Annotated in this window: 11 protein-coding genes; all 11 read right to left on the reverse strand. The window is 44.0% G+C overall.

What is annotated here, in order from left to right; genetic code table 11:
- Nucleotides 1-196: 196 nt before the first annotated feature.
- Nucleotides 197-2,980, reverse strand: a complete 2,784-nt coding sequence (locus ET33_RS33290) for a hypothetical protein (RefSeq protein ID WP_036692644.1) — start codon at nucleotides 2,978-2,980, stop codon at nucleotides 197-199.
- Entirely contained in the window at nucleotides 2,977-3,492 is a 516-nt protein-coding gene (dpdK, locus tag ET33_RS33295) for a phospholipase D-like domain-containing protein DpdK (RefSeq protein ID WP_051775969.1), read from the reverse strand. The genes ET33_RS33290 and dpdK overlap by 4 nt, the downstream gene beginning before the upstream one ends.
- Before the next feature lie 5 nt (nucleotides 3,493-3,497).
- On the reverse strand, nucleotides 3,498-8,012 hold the full coding sequence (gene dpdJ / locus ET33_RS33300; protein WP_036692646.1) for a protein DpdJ: 4,515 nt from the start codon (nucleotides 8,010-8,012) through the stop codon (nucleotides 3,498-3,500).
- A gap of 9 nt (nucleotides 8,013-8,021) precedes the next feature.
- Nucleotides 8,022-8,738: a hypothetical protein gene (locus ET33_RS33305; protein ID WP_036692647.1), complete on the reverse strand. Its 717-nt coding sequence runs from the start codon at nucleotides 8,736-8,738 to the stop codon at nucleotides 8,022-8,024.
- Nucleotides 8,735-11,782: a protein DpdH gene (gene dpdH / locus ET33_RS33310; RefSeq protein ID WP_036692649.1), complete on the reverse strand. Its 3,048-nt coding sequence runs from the start codon at nucleotides 11,780-11,782 to the stop codon at nucleotides 8,735-8,737. Before dpdH ends, ET33_RS33305 begins: the two co-directional genes overlap by 4 nt.
- A gap of 4 nt (nucleotides 11,783-11,786) precedes the next feature.
- The gene (dpdG, locus tag ET33_RS33315; RefSeq protein WP_036692651.1) at nucleotides 11,787-12,677 is read right to left on the reverse strand and encodes a protein DpdG; all 891 of its coding nucleotides are present in this window, start codon (nucleotides 12,675-12,677) and stop codon (nucleotides 11,787-11,789) included.
- A complete protein-coding gene (gene dpdF / locus ET33_RS36860) occupies nucleotides 12,674-15,211 on the reverse strand; it encodes a protein DpdF (protein ID WP_051775971.1) in 2,538 nt (845 codons plus the stop codon). Before dpdF ends, dpdG begins: the two co-directional genes overlap by 4 nt.
- Nucleotides 15,192-18,527: a protein DpdE gene (gene dpdE / locus ET33_RS33325; protein WP_036692654.1), complete on the reverse strand. Its 3,336-nt coding sequence runs from the start codon at nucleotides 18,525-18,527 to the stop codon at nucleotides 15,192-15,194. The genes dpdF and dpdE overlap by 20 nt, the downstream gene beginning before the upstream one ends.
- 195 nt (nucleotides 18,528-18,722) lie before the next feature.
- Entirely contained in the window at nucleotides 18,723-19,451 is a 729-nt protein-coding gene (gene queE, locus ET33_RS33330) for a 7-carboxy-7-deazaguanine synthase QueE (RefSeq protein WP_036692690.1), read from the reverse strand.
- The gene (locus ET33_RS33335) at nucleotides 19,448-19,885 is read right to left on the reverse strand and encodes a 6-carboxytetrahydropterin synthase (RefSeq protein WP_036692693.1); all 438 of its coding nucleotides are present in this window, start codon (nucleotides 19,883-19,885) and stop codon (nucleotides 19,448-19,450) included. Before ET33_RS33335 ends, queE begins: the two co-directional genes overlap by 4 nt.
- A gap of 30 nt (nucleotides 19,886-19,915) precedes the next feature.
- Complete coding sequence (queC, locus tag ET33_RS33340) at nucleotides 19,916-20,599, reverse strand: 7-cyano-7-deazaguanine synthase QueC (protein WP_152570740.1); 684 nt, start codon at nucleotides 20,597-20,599, stop codon at nucleotides 19,916-19,918.
- Nucleotides 20,600-20,618: the final 19 nt, after the last annotated feature.

Raw genomic sequence — 20,618 nt, forward strand, 5'->3', positions numbered from 1 at the left:
CTGATTCGGTCAAGATACTAGGGTCGTAATCCCCGAATGAAAGGATTCACACTTAAGTTGTTTTTGATGCGAGTTATTAAAGAAGCAACGTATGCATGGCAAGATAATCCCCCCATTATCATCTGTTCAATAAATAGTAACCCAGTTGTAATCATGGCAAACTGCAATAATAAAATCCTCTTTGGCCGAATACAACTCAAATAAGTTTCCTTGCATATTGCTCAATCGCATCAATAATAGATGACTCACCAGAACTTCTCGGATATACAGGAGTCCGTTGCAAGTACTCTCCTATACCATATGTCAGCGCGTGTGAAATACACGTTGTCACCACAACGCAAATATCGGAGTTACGGGCGTACTCCTTGGCTCGATCCGTTAAACGATCGTCGGTACAATGGCGTAATTGCAGAGCAGGATTCCGCTCGCGCAAATATTCAATTGCCCTAACTGCCGGCTTTTCTCGCAGTGTGAAGATTGTAATCGTCTGATTACCAAGTCTCTCAATAGGATCTTCAAACAGTTCATTCGCAAGTGCTTCCTTCAGTCTGGATCTTGGCTCATATAACCCTCTCACCCGTTCTCCAATTCTAAACCAGTGAGATATACGCAGTCGTGGCCCGCTGATTAGCTCCTCCAACAGGTGGGTACTCCAGCGATTCCATAATGATGTCATTCGCTCATAAGCAAGTGGAGAATCAAAAAACAGATCGAATGTATCGACAAGTTGATCCGCAATTGCTGTAAAGGGTGTGCCGGAAAACCAATCCTCTATCTCATTCCAACGTACTTCCGCAGACTCAGGATGAAGACGGAGCATGCCATCCATCATACTTACAAAACGTTGAGTGTTTTCATAGTTGCGACTTAGTTTAGCGTTCATAAGCATTAAAAGCGTTTCATAAAAAAGCTCCAACTCCTGCCGCGGGAAAGTCTCAGCTTGCAGTGCCGAATTAACAAGACGAGGAGCTATATATTCCATCTTTTGTTCCAAGTAGGGATACGGATCCACAAGTAATTCGATCATCTTATCAATTACATTGTGTCCCCACTCCATCGACTCCTTCTCCGGCATGAAGTCGAGGAGAAACTCCGAAGTCGCCGCATACTCCCTCATAATTTCGAACCATTCAGGCCAACTATGGGGGATTAATCGCCCTCGGAGTTCTGTCAATGACTGTGACATTTCTGATCGTTGGCTTGATACTGTTGTATGTAACAACCTTAAGCGAGTAGCTTGATCCGGACAAGGTAAATGGATAAGCGTATCGAGCAATTCAACAATAGAATCATCTGCTGTCTTACCGCCATATTTTTGCACCCAATCTAGTGCGGGGTGGAGCAACCGCTGATATTCCTCAACATGAAAGTTTAATTGCCCAATCTCTTGCAATATTTGTCGATAATATCGAATGTCGACAGTCGAGCCACTTGAACCTCTGAGCAGATGGCCTAACAAGAGAATATAAACTCTTGACCATTCTTGTCTCGGCCATTCCTCGTCTTTTCGAAAGAATGCAAGTAAATGTGTAACGGAGAGCCTGAGTTTCCGCTCCAGTTCATGCTCGCCCTCCACGGTTCTCAAATTAGTGTATAGATTTGCAAGCCCTGAGTCCTGAATCTGCAGTTGTTGGAGCCCCCATTGAACCGCTCCTTGCTTAGCTATTTCTATTGCATGTCCCTCATCCAGATCCCTAAGACTAGCTAGCCATTCGTTCCAGTCCCCCGGAATACTACGTGCAGGTGCTTGGCTGACGTTCTCCATTGTTTGTAATGCTTGCATTGTAGCGTGCAATCTACGATTGGATAGAATCTCACTTTTTTGATCCTCATGTAAAGCTTCAAAAGCTTCTAGACTCTGCTTCATCGAGTCCAAATCTTGCAATAAAAACGCGCATTCAAGCATTCCAATCGTTCGATCTAAACCTGGTGATAACGATAATAAAATATTGAATGCAATATCAACATGCCCTTTATCCATTTCTTGCTGAGCTTGAAGATAAGAATGCGAAGTGTTAGTTTTCGGATCTTCACCACGAGTCCGAGCAAGAAGATGTCTGTAAAACACCTCGCTATCAAACAACTTTTTCAAATCTTCAATCGGTACGTTGTGTTCAGGCAACGCGGCAGCACGCAATATATGGCACTTGATAGCTTCAATACTGCGCAGTCCGCGGCGAGATTGAAATAAGTTGCCGTATAACGGCCACACGTCTTCTCTAAACGATTGGACAGCCCCTTCGACATCGGCAGATTGCTCAAACTTGAAAATATATAATTTATACAGACCAGTCAGGAGTGTTTCCGTTACAGCGATTGGCCGACGTGAGGCGATTACTTCCCGAATACCGTTCAGCGAAAACAACTCTTCCCATAATTCAAATACCGATACCATCTGTATCTGTAAGAACAAAACATTTGGGGAACTGAGTTGCCCAAATCCTTTGATTGCTTCATAGTTAGCTTCAGCGCTCATCTGATCTTTTGCTTCAAGTGATGTATAAAAATCGCGGAGCAAGTGACTCATATCTCTTGATATGGTTTGTCGGTTTGTGGGGCGCCTTTTCCACACACTAAACATCAACTGGAGTTGAGTCATCACATGAGCGTTGTCAGCTTCAAAAGCAAAGTATCGTCCGTTTGTAATCTCATGAACATAAGACGCTATAGAATGCCCTTCGTACTGAACCTTATTACGATGAAACGTTGAAAAACTCGGGCCCATGAATGCAGATAAGCCATCAGCTAGTTGTGAAAATTGTGCATCATTGAAAGCTAGTCCAAACCAGGTAACCTTCTTTTTTGAATCGATATAAGGAAGGACTGTTGCTTCAGGTTCCTTAGCCAGTCTATCTACTAAAGGCCTGATTTTAGCATGACTTGAGTCGGGATCATAAATGCCCTTTAATCTGGGCAAGTTTCCTTCTCCAAAAAAACGATCTAAAAATATCTGTATGTCTGATGAAAAGTCAGGATTCACTCGATCTGCCCCCATTTGTTAATAAATGAGATTCGATTATGTGCAACTTCTGCTGGATCTTCAACAAAAAACACCGTTTCTTCATTTAACGAAATCCCATTAAACGTAAAGTTCATTGAACCACCCAAGTAATAATGATCGCCAATTAGACCTTTGGCATGGAGAAGTGCGCGACGAATAATACGTAAGTTTGAAGATTCTCCAACTCTGCTATTCAATGTATTTATAAAGGATTTGTTATGCTCAGTGTCATTCAATCCAATGATGATCCTCGTATCCATTTCAACAAGTTTTGCCACTACTTCAGTCAGTGTCACTTGACGGTTTGCCCAACTCGGTTCGATGGATACAAATTGATTTGAACGATTATCGATCACACTGATGTCCGATATCCAAGGAGAAGAAATCCAAATCGATTTACTGGGATAAAGCAATTCCATCAAGAATATGCTTTGTAGAAGGTCTGCTATTTCCCAAGAGCTTTTTGAGGAATGGATATAGCGGGTACTCATTCTCCCTATACCTCCCGTATGTCTAGGATTACTGTGATAGAGTCCATCTCCCGAGTTAACCCTTCAATCCGCGGATACACATGTAAAAATCCAACTTCGATCGGTTCACTCAAAATCTTAAGCAGGGCCTGCTGCAAATTGTCTCCAATTGAAGATGCTGCAACAAGGCGTACGCTTCCCTCTTGCTTCAATTTCTCATTGACCTTACTCCACCACTCATCGTCAGCCAAATTAACAGATTCCGAACTTGTAAAGCCTTGCAAGACAAGTTCACGATCAGTCGGAGGAAATTGCTCAAATGGATTATGCGCGATCAGGGCACGTGTCCTTACTTGATTGCCCCGCGGCCACAGCATGCCTACGATCACATGGAATCGCCAATTAGCATCCTCCAATGCACGAGAATCAATATGGTGTAATGCTTTTTTAAAACGGTCGACGATCACATCATTACTACTAAACACATAGGCAAAAACCCGAACATCCATGAATATACCAATTCGCTCCTCCTCAGCCTTCCATAATGCCATAATATCACGAAGGAACAGATCCGTAAGTTCGCTCGACCCTGGCTTAAGGATACGGTTGTAAAGGGAATTCATTACTGAATGGGTCGCGAGTATACCATGTTCGTGCAACAGTTGCTTCAATTGTTGTAATTGTTTTGATAAACCTCGATAACCATTGAACTCACGTACTTCTCTGAATACTTGCATAAGCCTCTCATCCTGCTCATAAATCGACAATATTCGAGAAAGTTCAACATCAATTTGTTCCATTTCAGAAATACCGAGTGCACTTTCCACCAATCTATAGAATCGCCGTGGGTCAGTATGGTATTTCTGCATAATATCCTCAACGACTCCCACGCCTCCAGATGTCGACTCCGTTATCCAGATTTCGGCAGCCGTTTTATTCGAATCCGTATATCTGATGTCCATGATTAAATCGTCTCTTGCATGCTGATTACTGATCTCTTTGCATGATTGCAACAACGCTGCTCCGAGAGTTGTAACCCATCTATGTCGTGCCCATGTGATAGCTTTTTCTCCTAGGGGTAACCACAAACAAGGAACATGTTCATAGAGAATCTGGCTTACAATTTCGTTATCGCATAACGCTAACAACTCAGCATGAGCGCGTTGATATTGCATTTCATCATTATCATCGCTAGTTTCGTCATCCCCACTTTCCTGCTCTCCTGGTTGAGAGGTCGTAAAAATGACATTCAGTACTTTATCGCAAACCGACCGTAAAGGTACTCCTTTTAAAAGTTGAAAAGCATGCTCAAGGGTACAACCTTGTAGGACAGCGGTTGCCGAAAGCGCCGACAAATACGTCTCGGATAAGCGGTCAATCTGGAATACGTTCGCAATTCCCTTGAAACGTTCATCTTGAGTAAGCATGTGTTGGAAGAACAGCGGGCGGAACGACTGCAGACGAGCAGAATAGTTATCCTCTAGGTAAAAACTATTCTGGTCAGGCAGGCTAATATGAAACATAACCCCGTCTGTTTCCAATGAAAATCCGAGGGCTATCGGTTCTTGCTCCAGCATATAACGCATATCAATATCAACTTTTTGAGAACGATGATGTCGAATCGCCGCTTCCGAACCGATACTGAACCTTTTGACAATGACAGCAGTTTGTTGGTTATGTGTATAGAAATTTACATCCTTAATCCACTTTCCCCAGATCACACCAGACGGTACGTTTATCTTTAAAGGCTGGTTGTCCTCATTAGATGGCGATACGATTTGACTTTTCCAGATTTGCGATGCATTTGAGGAAATTTCAACATGTGCAGGCACATTTGACAGGCGCAGTACCCATGGTCTAAAACATCGCATTTGCTCTAGTGTGCCGTCTCCAGTTTCATAAGATACCATACCGAGATCAATGTATTCAGTACAGAATTCATTGATCATAAGTGGTTGCGGCAGCGATGTTGGTTTAAGGGAGGAAGGAGCAATCCAATGCGATTGTTGCATCCGCCTGTTGCCAAATCGCCGACTGACCTTGCCTGGTGCAAATGCGTTTAATCCTTGCACGATCGACATGGCGGGTACATCATACCTTTCTTTTTCATCCACAAACTCAAACGTAATTTCTGGCAAATGAAGATCACTAAATAAGTTACTTGGAATAAACTCTGGAAGAGGATGATTGGCAGAATATCGTTCGTATCCACCCTCATTATCATCGAACCTTCCCCAACCGGTCTTTAGCCTACGATGCAATGTTGGTAAAACCTGAGTAAACAAAGCGCGCGGCGGATCCCATAACAATGCACTCATTTCATCTGCGGATACACCAAGTGCTTCCTGTAAGTAACCTTCCAAATTTCGACTAATATGCGTTTTGGTCAGCACCTCTTCAATAATTGTAGCTACCTCTTGCTGCCGCTGTATCGAAAACTTCCCTTCGCGATTAGGACCAGCGAAATCACTCCAAAGTGAACCAAATGTGAATCCGCGTCTGAACTGCAGTTGCTCTGCTACCCAATCCATAAAGGCATAGACCGCCTGCATCCGTAATACATAACGGTTATGGAGCGGCAACGTTTTTTTCGACAAGGCTGGGTTGAATAAACTTTCATAGTTTAGATACATCATGCGATCGCGTCCAAAATCTGAAAGGACAGTAACTGTCCAAGGGCGCATGCCCCTGCGACGACCTGCTCGACCCTTACGCTGCATGAAAGACGCCATATCAAGAGGGGCCTTATGCTGAATGACCACTCCAACTTCCGGGTCATTAAATCCGACCTCTAGTGAAGCAGTCGCCACAACTACCTCTGCCCCTGCAGCAACCCCTGAATCCTGGGAACTCGTTCTATCAATAACTATTGGTCTTCGCAAGTCGTGCCCGATCCTCTCCGCCATCATCCATGATTGCCCCGCTTGAAATGCCTTTATAGGATCAGGGAAAAAATTATGCCTTCTTGTAGCAGCCAGAGAGTCTTTCTTTCGACGATTCCATGCATTTAAACCTTCTGCATCTCGTAGGTTATCATATAAACGATTTGTAACGTCCAAATCGTCTGTAAATACAAAAACCTTTGTACCAAAAAAGTTGTTTCTCATCTGATCTTGCCTGCTATCCAAAATTCTTCGCGCTAACATTGCACTCTGGATAGTCGTTGAAAGTAACGCAGTACCTGAACTGGGATCCCCTCTCAGAATGAGTTGATATTCTTTTCCTTCTTCTATAAGATCTTCTCCAACATTAATAACTTCGACAAAATGCTGCTTAGTTGCAGTCAATTGTGAAAAGAAGGTCTGAGCATCTTCCAACGTGGCGGACAATCCCGTAAAATGCAAAGGTTGACCAACGGCATGCTGCCAGCGACGAAGTAATAGGGCAACTTGTGCACCATGTATTCCGCCATACGTGTGTACTTCGTCAAGCAAAACCAGACGTGGATTCTGTTCCGCTCCGATTCCGATTAATTCTCTTGCGGATAGATCATGCATCAAACGATTGAGCATCTCCGTGGACGTAAACAATACGTCTGGAGGTTCTTTCTTCATCCGTTCCCGAGTTAGTACGATCTCATCCTCTGCTATTTCTTTTTGGCATTTCTCACAGAATAACCGTTCTTGACCACGTTGCGCATCTGAAAATCGCCAAATCATAGCTGATTGACAGTTGTCTTCAGGACATTTCAGGAAAGGACAAACATGCCCATTAGTATGTTTTTTCCAACCGTATCTCTCTAGAAAGTTAGCGTTATGTGGAACACTACCATATATCGCCCCAATGCGGAGCTTTCGCTTTTTTTCAGTTAGTAGAAAAGCATCCAAGCGGCGCGCCTCCAGATAAGTTTCCAAAAACTGATCCTTCAACAACTCATTCCGAGGATATATGGCAATTGCTTTAGTCCAAAATTCAGTCTTTTCTACCCACGATGCGATAGCAGACAAGGCGGGTAAATAAAACGACAACGTCTTTCCTGTACCCGTTCCCGCACAGACAATCATGCCACTTGTCTGCGACACGTTCAGAGAGCGCGTCATGCTGACCGTTGCTTCCACCTGAAAGCGCGACAATAAAATTGGTCTTTCACGGGCTAGAAGTGCTCTAAGAGCATTTAACTGACGGTCATTCATTGCTGATGTCAATGTGGCAAGCACGCTCTGCCCATCGATGTTTCTAGCAGGGTATTTGCGTTTGTGTGTTGAGAACCGAAAATCAGAAACGAGTGTCGATGCGCTAGACCAGGCTCTAGTATCAAAAACTTGCCGCAATCGAACAAATAATCGTACCGATTCGGCCATTCGGGAACGCCAAATGGATCCAGTTGGCAAAGAGTATATTGATAAAGCTCTAGATGCTTCAAGCGAATTAATTAATGCGTGAGGGTCGAGAGAGAGGGAGTGTGCCGAAATCCAACTTTCGGTCAACTCCATTAATTCGTCATCCGTAAATCCCCCTTCAACATATCCCCACGCCAACAACTTTGCTTCTTCATCCTCCAAAAAACTCAAGAAATCACTTATCTGCTGTGTAGTCGGCATATTTACCTCCTATGACGAAAGAGTACGAATGCAAAAATGTGAAGTTAATCTATGTTGTACAAGCCAATCACGTATGGATTGGGTATAGGCCTCCAACGCTATGCCACCAGATGATGCGGCCTGTTGGAGAAAGTGCTGAACATCATCCGGAATGTCTTCAGCCCCAATCTTAGTCCAAGCGTGCATAATCATCTTATTTATATCTTTCACTGAATCAATGTCCGACTTGGATGTAGGTAAATAACGTTTTAAATTCTCCAAATTGTCGATCAGAGTACGAATTTGCATAACATTCTCTCTAAAACCGGGGATACCTAGCAGTGTAGATAATAAACTCATTTGAATTGGCGGACGGTTCCGTTCAATATAGTCCGACCATGCCACACTGGCCTGCCTATTGATCGAATCGACCAAATGCTGAACTTTGCGTTGTAGTTCAGTCAATACTTGAGGTTCTATTCCCCAATTCGTCTGTGTACGAAACTGCTCGCGCAAATTCTCAACATATGATTTGATCTCTTGTATATAAGGTGCCACAGTTGAAAATGATTCGATGTCGCTAGCCGTAAGCAGGTGATAGGTGTTGAATACAGTTTCTAATCGATTAGCCAATTCTTTTAGTTTTTCGTATCGATCCTGATACGCTGTTGCATTCTTACTTTCCACCATGGACTGATTCCAACCAGTGATCTTTTGGGTCAGGTCTAGTGATTGTTGAATGATCATAAGGAAGCCCCCTTTGGGGGACCTAAAAACTCCAGAATTCGATCGAAAGCTTGTTCAATGCCTTCCTTGGCGTCATTTAACTTCTGTGCTTTTGAATCTTCTTTCAAATGCGATAAATTCCGGTCGATGCGGGCTGTAGACTGTTCTAGAAAGGAATTAGCCAGTCTCATGAAGTTGTCGACAACATGCACCTGATAGATGTCAATTGCTGCAAGTATTGTCGCCTGATCAGCCAGCGATGTCGAACTTTTCAAGCGATTAACATTTTTCATAAGCGAAGGGAGACGAACCTTTTTCATCTTTTGTAAAGCATCAATTATGTCCGTATACACTGCCCCCGCGAATACTCCCGCTTGGCGGGCAGTTTCTACGGCGGATAAGACACTGGCTACCAACTCTGAAACATCCTGATTACCGATACAGCGCAAAACATTTTCCGACCAACTTGCTAATCTAGCAATTTCAGCACGCAGAGTATTTTGAAATTCTTTATACAACAGGTTGTGTATCTCGGCAATTGGTTCATATCCCCTGATCATTTCTACAGGCGGCATATACTTCCATTCAAGAGCAGGATCGATTTTTTCTATTACACGTACAACTTGAAACGCATCTATCACTTTAATGTTTGAGCTTGATCCTTTAGTAGCCGGTATTCTTTGGATGATCGTTTTTCGGACATCCTCAAACTTACCGGAAATTTTTTCATGCAGTCGGCTCCATTCAACTGTACGATACTTTGATACCGACTTAGGTTTACGGAATAAGGTATTTATCAGCGAAGCACCATTTAACTGTTTTACCGGTTCACCTGAAAGTACCGCCGCGGCAGCAAGGGCCTCTATTCCTGATTCAACAGGATCCCAGCTTCCTCCATCTCTTTGCGGAATATGCTTGAACTGCCTCATGACATGGCGAGACCAATCCCCGATCAAGCGTGCTAATACAAGAAAATAGGTGTGGCCATCCCGAAACTCCTTTGCGTCCCAGGCCCCATAATATTTGAACAAGACTATGGCCTGAAATGCAATCGCAGTGTCGTTCAAACTATGCTCTGGTAAGGGCAGCACCAAATTAACAGTCTGTCGTCTAGGTTCGGTATATTGATTGACGAAGTTAATGTTGCCCGCTTTCCAGAGGTGATTGCGCAAAGTCGATTTCAGCAAGAATTCATCGTCGAAAGGTATATAATCTAACAGCAACTCATAAACAGCCTCTCTCAACTCCTGAGCGAGAGCTTGCAGCAACTTTGCTCCGTTAGCCCATTTCTGCAACAAATCTATTTTTTCCTGTATGTTGGGATCAAGCCCCTCCTGTCGCTTACCTTCCTCATCCTGACGATTTGGCGTATTCAGTTCTTGGACAGGAGTATCATCCCATGAATCCGATAACGGAGGCAACTGAAACGCCTCATGAATGGCCGGATGCAAATCCATAATCCGATCGCCGTCGCCCCACAGTTCCAACAGCGTCTCTCGGCGAGCAGTATTTGTTGGGTCTTTCTGCGCCAATTCCCGCATTTGGATCCCTGACAGTCGCTTATTATTTCGTCCTCCAAAATACTCCAGCAATGAAGGAGGCGGAAAACTCCCCGTTCCGATCTGATCGCCATACGCCGACAATGTGTGTCTCACAATGCGATCAACCAGAAGCCGCGGGTTAAATTTTGATATTTTCCCATCCGTTAGCCGCTTGTACATGACTTGAATCGAGGTCTGCGTAAAAGGGTACAATCCTCTTCCATCTACTTCCCCGAATCCACTATGACAACTTTCTCTAAGCGTACATCCGCTACACTTAGAAGGAACCGCTAAACTGGCATCGCCCGAGATTCGAGCCTCATACCAGTCCTTTAGATCGGTGTCAACTGTCCGAACTGCGTTTAAATACAAGGACACGAAATTGGTCATCTGCTCCTCGGATTCCGCCGCCTCCACATTGACGTTAACGCGAAATTCAATTCTTGTCCGAACCGTATCGTGAAGTTTCTCGAAATACCCTGAGGTGCAGGCTAATGCAACACGCAACGAACACAATGTTTTAGACAATTGACCTTGAGAATCAAGCTGCTTAGGACGAACAAGCATAGCGTCCAACAGATCATGATCAATCCCCTGCATAACAACGAAGTCCTCGATCAGCAGGACTAGTTCGGTATTTTGTAACGCTAGTTGTTCTCGCACGTCATTCAGCAAATTGACAAGATCCGCCCCCTTAAAACTGAGCATCAGCGCAATTGCTGCGTCTAGGTTTTTATTAATCCACTCGATAGCTGCTTCATGGAACTCTGAGTCTATCAAGATACGATAAGCCCCCATTGCGCTGGAACTGGCACCTTTGAAGTTGCGTACATCGACAGGCAGATCATCCTTGGTGAATAATCGACGGTTCTCTCGCCGGGTCGTACTTTGTCCTTCTACGCCTAAAATATGATCAGTCAACTGATGCAAGATGCCTCCATCTTTGAGTAGCACATTTTTTCGATATTCAGGATCATAGAAAAGGTGATGAAGTTCTTCTATAAATACTTCTTCATGTTCGGTTAAATTTCGCATCTGGTGCGGCCCATCCGGACCAATTAATTGACCAATCGTATCTGCCAGTCGCCGGCGTGCCAGATCTGGAGAAAGGTTCGTAACGGCCTCGTTTAAGCTCTCCTTATATTTCTCGAAAACCTCACCCTCCATCCCGTCCAATATACGTGCAATAATCTCCTTAAGACTTGTAAATTTCGGGATAAGCAAGACGCGTCTATTCGGGGTTTTTGGTATCTGTGCAGACAACCAGCGGATTAGATGGGACTTTCCAGCCCCCGAATCTCCCAGGACGGCAACGAAGATATAATCTTCTGGTTTCAGAAATTCCCTAAGAAACTCCAGTTCTGTGAACTTGACACCAGAATTGTTGACCACAGAGGTCGCAATCTCTCGATACATCGTCATCGGGTGATGGGCGGCCAAAAAATGATGATGCTCTACCTGCAATGTATCGGGATTCATTACCTGATCAATTAAGTTCGGTTCCCAACATATATAAGGTTTCAAACCATCACACCCTCTTCCATGTAATTCCTGAAAATCCACTGAAAATCCCTGAAGCTTCGGGGAAAAGGAACATATCTGCATCTGATTTTCTTAGCAATTCTATTGTTCCTTCTTCCTGCAGTCGATACCATGCAAAAGCAGTCGATGATGAGAGCACAAGTGGATCTCGATTTTCTATCGAATACTTCTTGTTTAACGCTTTGCGAGCCCATCCATTCTCAAGTAATGGACTAAGCGAGGCAAGTTTTGATTGAATATCTGAATATCTTAACGTGTCCGTACCTACGAACAAGTCTGGTAACAACTTACTCAAATGGTTTGTTGGATCCACAACTAGTCTCGTTTGCCTATCAATCGTCAACGTCCAAGTAAACCCAAGATAATTCGCCCAATACTCAAATTGTTCAAAACGTGTCTTGTTTTTGCACCCTAATCGATTGGGATCCGTTTGCTCGTCTAGAGCCCGTGCTATTTGGTCCCAGGTCATTGGTGCATATGCATTTTGACTATAAAACCACGATATCAGCAAGACCAGGTCATGATTCTCTTCGTTATGAAGGTCGAAAATACGACGAGTAATCGCATTCACAAGAAAATCATCCCACTCTGTTCCATCCAACGGTACAGCATCTTCCGCCAAACACAGCATGCCGCCCTCTTCCACAACAACACCCATTTTCACCATTTCATTGATCACTTTCCGAATTCGGTTACGATGAGATACCTCCGATGGATCTTCGTTGTCCTCTTCATCCCTTACATCCCCCGCTATAGAAAATGGGGACAACATCTCTTCCAGCTCGCTTCTCTCGACGGGCGAACCAAGGTGTGCAAGCAATCGCCAGGTTCCACGAACTCGACTTGGATTTGCAAACGGCTCGTTTAATACGCTCACAATCCAACCTCCAATTGAAATTCAGTCAATCTATATTTTTTACACTGCAATACATCAATTAGCAAACGCCCAGGTGTCTTGGATTCCCGTATATATTCCGGTAGCAACGTTATGATAGGGAACGGATGTAACTTTTGCTGCAACATTCGTTCGATCGTATGTAATATCAAATCCGTACACGGATGAATAACGACAGTGGGAACATGTGACCATCGATAAGATGGCGCATCTATATGGTTCGTAAATAACGGTTCTGATCCCAGATGAAATTGCGACAAATTTAATTCGTTCAATAGGGCTTCTTCTGCGCATAGTTGCCGAATACCATGATCAATCAAATAACGCAAAAGCATGGTCCATCTTTCCCTTTTTCGTCCAGCCAGTCGACTAAAGCTTCTTTCCGGCCATGGATCAAAGAACAACACCGCCTTGTCGCTGTTGTCCAATCGCCTGGATAACTGTTCGGTCAGACCCGGTCGCTTCTGCCATTGAATCAATCGTGATACTGCCATATTTGCATACGGCCCTTGCGCTTGTCGTCTGCAATTAGGACAACCGCCGCAAGAGGTTTGAACGCCGATAGCTTTGCGTCTGTTCACACCCGGACGTTCTGGAATATGGTACACGTCTTTAAAGATGTCAGCGGCGCAACGCTTCCCTTGCAACAGTTCCTTCATCAGCACAAGTGATGTCTCACTAGCCTTAGAACTGAGTATCCTGAAAGGTTCTACTAAAGCCTTCCATGCGCCCTCCTGAAGATGGTCGTTGTGCAGGATGCGCACAAGCCGATGGGTGTTACCGTTATATTCTGCTTTTGAATTAGATTGATCCCATTTCTGCCAGTCCATCTCGATTAGTTTGGACCGGGACATCAAGTTCAACGTTCGGATATTCCAGGCGGCATTGCGAGCCGATCCCCCCATATCAATATCTCTCGAATCAAGGGAAGGAGAGACGTCAATCGGAACGAGATAACAGTCTGGATATCGCGTATCAATTTGCTTTTGCTGGAACATCGCTCTCCAACGCTGACGCCCGCGTTCGATGGTAATAAGCATTTTGCCGCTCATCTCTTCGGCGATTCGGATATCGTCGTCCGTGTATACCACAAGCGACATAGCAGCGTTGCCGTCGCGTCCGCCGCGTCCAACTTCCTGATAGTAGCGATCCAAACTTTCGGGTACACAGGCGTGGATAACTGCTCGTACATCTGGTTGGTCGACGCCAAGGCCAAAGGCTGAAGTCGCGACAACAATGTCGATATCACGATTCCGCCAAGCGGAGACAATCACCTCGCGCTTGCGGTTCGGGGTCTTACCAGTAACTACTTCCAAACGGCCATAACCGGCCGCCCTTAAAGTCACCCCCCAATCCTCCGCATCCTGAACTTCCGATGTGTAAAGAATAAGCGGCCGCGGCAAGTGGAAAACTGCATCAAAAATAAATCGTTCTTTATCTTGCTTGTTGTTGGCCCGCTTGAACCAGTAGGCCGGTTCAGGTCGCAATTGAACGGCTGAACAATGTTTGAACGGCCCAGGAGCCCCGAACAAATCTTCCATTGCATCCAAGGACACCTCCGTTATGGTCGCCGACAATAGTACCGTCCGGAGAGTCGGCGCCTCACGCATCAAATGTTTGCGCCATCCAGCCAACTCTTGAAAAGCCGGCCTAAATTCATCGCCCCATAATTCGATCATATGTGCTTCGTCAATAAACAGATAACGCAAATATCCCCGGCCAGCAGCTAGTTGCAACGGCACAAATAGCGATTTCATGATCGCCTCCGGAGAAGTAAAGACAATTCGCTGCGTGCCGTCGCGTATCCGACCGCGGATTCCTTCATTCTCCGCTTCCCGTCCACTAAAATATGCAGTTGAATGCGAAATAAAGGGGGCCATCGCTCGTTCCTGATCAATAGCCAGAGCCACTGTAGGGACAACGACGATCGACACCCCTTCAATTTCCGATGCTATAATCGAGGGTAGATGGGCACATAAGCTTTTCCCTGTTCCAGTAGGAAGGTTAACCACCAGCGTTGACCCTTCCGGTGCAGTCAGTATGCTTCGGATCGCATCTGCTTGTCCCTGACTCCTGTAAGCGGAAAGTTTCATCTTCGATAAAAACGGATCCCCCTTCACGATATTATGTGTTTGTCGAGGGATTTTGGCAAATAAAGGATTCTCGACATCAGCAATCGACGAATCAGGTAGCCATTTAGGAATCCACGGGTGAGCCTTAATCAGTAATCGATCATTTTTTTGAACGATGACAGCAATTCCTGATTCTTCCCACACGTGTGGATCGGGCCATTCCGAATTGCGCGGAACCCACAGGATGGACGATAAGCCACCTTGTTTCTCCGCATTATGTCTCAAAATGCTACGAATCAGAGACACCTTGTCACGCGGCGAAGTTCTTCGCGAGTGCATACTATTTTTAAACCGCAAATAAAAACAGGTAAAGAAACCTCCTGTCGAATGAGACGTTTCAATCAACTGCACAAATTCGTCATACTCATTCATCGTAGTCGCCACGAAGTTCACTTCCCGATAATATAATAAATCCAACGGAATCCAAACGAACATGCGGCCTCTTAAGGCCAGCCTGCATTGCTTGGTGTAGTTCAACTTCAAAAGCCAAATCAATTCGATCGAATTGTCCATGTGTTTGCTGCGTTTTGGCTCTTAACTCCAACTGCTGAAGTTGCCGGTTCAACTCCTGTTGCATAGACTGCAGTGCTTCCTCACATGCGGTGACTACAGACGCATCTTGCAGCAAAAACAGTTCCGAACTTTCACGGGCACAGGAGCATAAGGAAGGCCATTGGTCGGGCGAAATAAATTCATCGATTACATTCAATCGTTCTTTGGTTAAATTCGTATCGTTGCCGAAATCACTCAATTTCTCAAATGGAGCCTTCAGGGCTTCTATAACATTGGAGTCAGTCACCGGACTGCCACTTGGTGTAACGTTAACGGTATACATAAAGGGCGGAAAATACCGATCCATTTTACGCTGCAAAGCTTTTCTGTTATACGCCTTACCGTCTATGGAAGAATAGATTGCTGCTGCTGCGGAGACGTCGCCTTCGACGATATAGTTGAAGCTAAACCCGAACCACTCGAAACCTTTCATCGGGTTCCAACTCTTCACTTTGCGCCAGAAAGCAAAGGTTCGCCCACGATCGTCCCATTTGATGTCATCATCCAGCATTTGAATAAAAGGATCTCCAATACGATATATTCGACAATTTTCTTGGGAGACGGCCGTCATCCGATCATAACTGCCATCCCTGCTGTTTATCTTCGCCATTGCAATTGAAGTAGAGATAGGCAAAAGTGTTTGCCGAGTTGGGAAGTAAGTTAATACCCCCGTGTGTGAAGTGGATGGTTTACAGGCAAATTTCAATGCATTATGAACCCATCCCTCCATGTTTTTTTGAATACGTGCGTGATCAGATTCATATGCCACCAAATTCTGAACAAGTCCTTGCACAAAGTCATCGCTCGAATCCATTTCGTCCAATGCATTTTGTTCCTCCACCTGAATCCTTTCCTCTTCTAGGCGATCTGCGAAAGACTCCCTTACATATCGAATAAAACTTTGAGCACCCTCAGCATAAAACCTACCATAAATTTCCGGAATGATTCGGTCAATCAGAAATTGCAATGACGAAATGGAGTTTTGAAACACCTTAAGTCCTTCATTCAAGAATATATACCAGGCCTCAATCAACGATGGATGATCCGGTCCGGTGAATACATGGGTAGAAAACATCCGCGTACGTCCTAGACGATCTACACGACCTATTCTTTGCTCCATGCGACCGGGTTGTGTAAGCAAATCGAAATGCACAATCGTATCCGCAAATTGCAAATTGCGTCCTAACTCGCCTGAAGGATCGCAGACCAGTACGCAGCACTGCTCATCGTATCTGAAACGCTCAATCTCTTGTTCCACTTGGACATCGCTCAATGTTTTGAGATATTGGGCAATTACCTGAGTTTTGTATATAGCTCTCAGATGATTAAGGATGAAATTTGCCGCGGCATAGTGTCCCGTAAAAACAACAATTTTAGGTGGCGTCTTTTTCTTTTTCCGTGCCTGTTCCGTAACGGTATCAATTACCATGACAAGGTGATCCATTCTGTCCTCTTCTTCGACGGAACAATCAACTGTGAGGAGCAACGACTCAAGCAACTCTCGTTCACCTGAAAATAGTGGCACTTCGCGCAATAGTTCGACCAATTCCGTATCGTAGAGCTCCGTGAACGAGTCGCTTATCTCCCCAGACAAGCGTGCCTCTAGTACGTGCCGGAATACCGGTAGTGCAGAATTCGATAACTCCAATAAATGAAGAAACAACCTTTGATACCCAGTTGAGTGGGAAAATCCACACTCCTGCCATTCTTCCCTTTCTAATGCCCATGCCGTTTCACGCCATTCATCCATTAAATCTTGAACGGAGGCAGTTCGACTATCGAAATCGTATTCCTCAGCTACCGAGAGTTCACCACGTTCAAGATCACGTCCATACTTAAAAAGTTGTTTTACCGTATCACGACGATTTCGCAACATTCTCCGGTGTAGTCGGTACGTTTCCGTCAAATGATTCCGAATGATCCGTACCGCTGCTATGCGCTTATCTTCATCATTTTTATCAAGGGCATCTAATAAACGCTCCACACTGCCGGACAACAAATAATCATCTGACACGAGTTCCAACAACTTTTCAGCGGATCTACGTAAAAGAAGTGGCTTTGCATTCTCACGTAAAGTGAATAATGTTCGCCCGATGTGTTGTCGAATGGAGATAAGTTTTTGAAATCTTTCCACCTCATCAAGATGATAATGATCCGGATCCAGCAGATGAAGCATCGCTAAGAAATCTTGTTCATGATGCAATACTGGCGTTGCAGATAACAATAACAACCCGCGGGCGGGCTTCGTTAACTGTTCGATCAACTGATACTGCTTTCGTTCTTCTTCTATTAGACTTGATGCCTTCGCTGCGATAATATGCGCTTCATCAATAACGATTAAGTCCCAATCATTCTTTTGCAGCAGGTTATCATTAAAAGACAGCCTTTCCGTCGCACACCATGTAAGCTGATTGGTGAATTCGTACAAATTGCATTTGTTATGTAATTCTGTTTGCCACTGCACCTGTAAAAATAAAGGAACCACAATGAGAACGGAAGAGTTTGGATAATCCAATAAAAACTGACGGATTATAACTCCTGCTTCAACCGTTTTTCCGAGACCTACCTCGTCTGCAAGTAGATATCGGGGGACTGGATCTTCCGATACTCTCCGAATAACCTCCACTTGATGAGGATACAGTGAAACAGAAGATGAAAGAAGTCCTTCCATCCCACGTCCTACTTTCCGTTGATTCATCATTTCTTGCACAAAAAGGGTACGCTTACGATTAAAAAAAGCCGTCTCATGTCCCTTATTGATGAGAATCTCCATAGGATCTTCAATCGGCAGTGAGCAACGGACGAATAAATTTTCTGAGTCAATGTAATTGGAATAGGAGTCGGGAAAGTCAACCTGGTAATCTGTTGCATCGAATCCTGTAATACGGCCAATCATCCAGCGTTTCTTCTTCGAATCCCAATAATAGCATCGTGTTTGAATGTCTGGCTTAACAAATTGTATTTCGCTCAATGCGATATTAAAACGTTTTCTATTTTCTATTGAAATGAAGTACTCTACAACGACCGTTCCATTAAAGTGGTCGATTACTTTACCTATACCCAGATCGTTTCTAGTTCTAACGAACCTTCCAATTACCTTGTTTTCCATGAGAATAGACCTATCCATTTCAAATTTAGTAAATGCCAAAAGGAAAAAACCACTTCTTTAGAATCACTCAAGTGGTAATCCTTTCTATAAATGTTACCATAAAACCCGAATGGAGTGTTACCCAAAATCAAAATTAGCACATAAATAAAAAGGGCTGTCCAAATAAGTCCCTAATCAATTTTGAAACAACAAAAACGAGCATTCCAATATAAAGGAATGCTCGTTTTTGTTGCTTCAAACCCCACGCTTGTTCCCCCACAATAAAGTATGTAACTGAGGGAGAACTTTAACTTGTTTTAACTCTGAGGAATCCATTACTTGATTTATCAGCCACTCATATCTCTCTAATAACTCGAACACCAATGCTTCCTTATCTGCAGTGGTTACATCCTTATTGCCGACCTGTAAAACAAGCCTCATTTGAGGATAACGCTTATGAACCTTTACGGCATACTGAAGATCATATTCATCAAAAACGACTACTTTGATACATACTTCATTGTTCTCACCATTCAAATTCTGAATGATTCCATCAAGCTTGTCCCAATCAGTTATCATTCCTGAACTTGGTGGTTTAGGGGAAATCGTCAAATCGTCGATATCCCTCATCCACGTTTGCCATCTGCTTCCTTGTGTTTCTAGCCCAACACGAACTCCATTATCATGAAGCAAATTAACCAAATGACCAATATTTTTTATTAGCGCAGGATTCCCACCAGAAATTGTAACATGCTCGAACGTTATTCCACCAATAGACACTAACTCATCCCAAATCGCTTGAGCAGACAGTTGCTTGATTTCTTCCTTTGCAGAACCATCCCATGTAAAAGACGAATCGCACCATGAACAGGAGTAGTCACAGCCAGCTGTTCGAACAAACATCGTTTTCTGACCAATAACAAGTCCTTCTCCTTGAACAGTTGGCCCAAATATTTCAAGGACGGGAATCGTATTACTACTCATGACCTATCTCCTATCCGGGGGCGATAGATCACATAGCTAGTAGGAGTTTCTCTCAAAAAAATTTGCAGACATTTGGGTTGGTTAGGAAGCGAATCTAGATAATCTTGTATTATTGTCCAAGCAGTTCGCGCAACAACTTCAGTGCTAGGAAATATGTTTCCTTGCTCCTCATTAAATAGAGGATCTTCATTGATTAATTTATGGTCAAATCGATCATGTATAAGTGCCTTAAGATCAGAGAAATTAACAAGAAACCCCGTATCATCTAAGACATCGCCAACGATACAAACATTCATAAAATAAGTGTGACCATGTATTCTACTGCACTTTCCAGCGAGATCACTTGGTATGTAATGCGCGGCTGCAAATTGAAGATCTTTATTCAATTCGTAAACAAACGAATGGTTCACAGAAGGATATATTTGTTGAAGCATACTATCGTCCTCCAATTGAGGTATTTCTTTTTACTTACTTAACAGATATTCTTCCAGTCCTCTCTTACGTAAAATGCAAGCCGGGCATTCTCCACACCCGTCCGCAAGAATACCATTGTAACAAGTCAACGTATTATTACGAATATATTCGAATGCTCCCAGTTCGTCTGCAAGTTTCCATGCTTGTGCCTTATTTAGCCACATCAATGGCGTTTCAATTACAAATTGGTAGTCCATTGATAAATTCAAAGTTACATTCAATGACTTAATAAACACATCACGACAATCAGGGTAACCACTAAAATCGGTTTCGCACACGCCGGTGATGATATGCTTGGCTCCAATTTGTTTCGCAAGTATTGCTGCGAAAGAGAGAAAGAGAAGGTTACGCCCGTCTACAAATGTTGTCGGCAGCTTCCCCTCTTCGCTTGCTATATCAATATCTGATCGTGTTAGCGCATTAGGGGCCAATTGGTTCAACAAGGACATATCCTGCACATGATGTTTAATGGACAGGTCCTTTGTGATTCGCGCCGCGCACTCAAGTTCAGCAGAATGGCGCTGACCATAGTTGAAAGTCACTGCTTCAATTTCGCTAAAATGCTGTTTTGCCCAGAACAAACATGTTGTACTATCTTGTCCGCCACTAAATACCACGACGGCTTTATTATTATTTTTAGTCATTAGCTTTACCCACTTTCTTACCAGTCTCATTTCTAATGATAACAGATGC

The sequence above is a fragment of the Paenibacillus tyrphae genome (assembly GCF_000722545.1).
In the GTDB taxonomy this organism is placed as follows: domain Bacteria; phylum Bacillota; class Bacilli; order Paenibacillales; family NBRC-103111; genus Paenibacillus_G; species Paenibacillus_G tyrfis.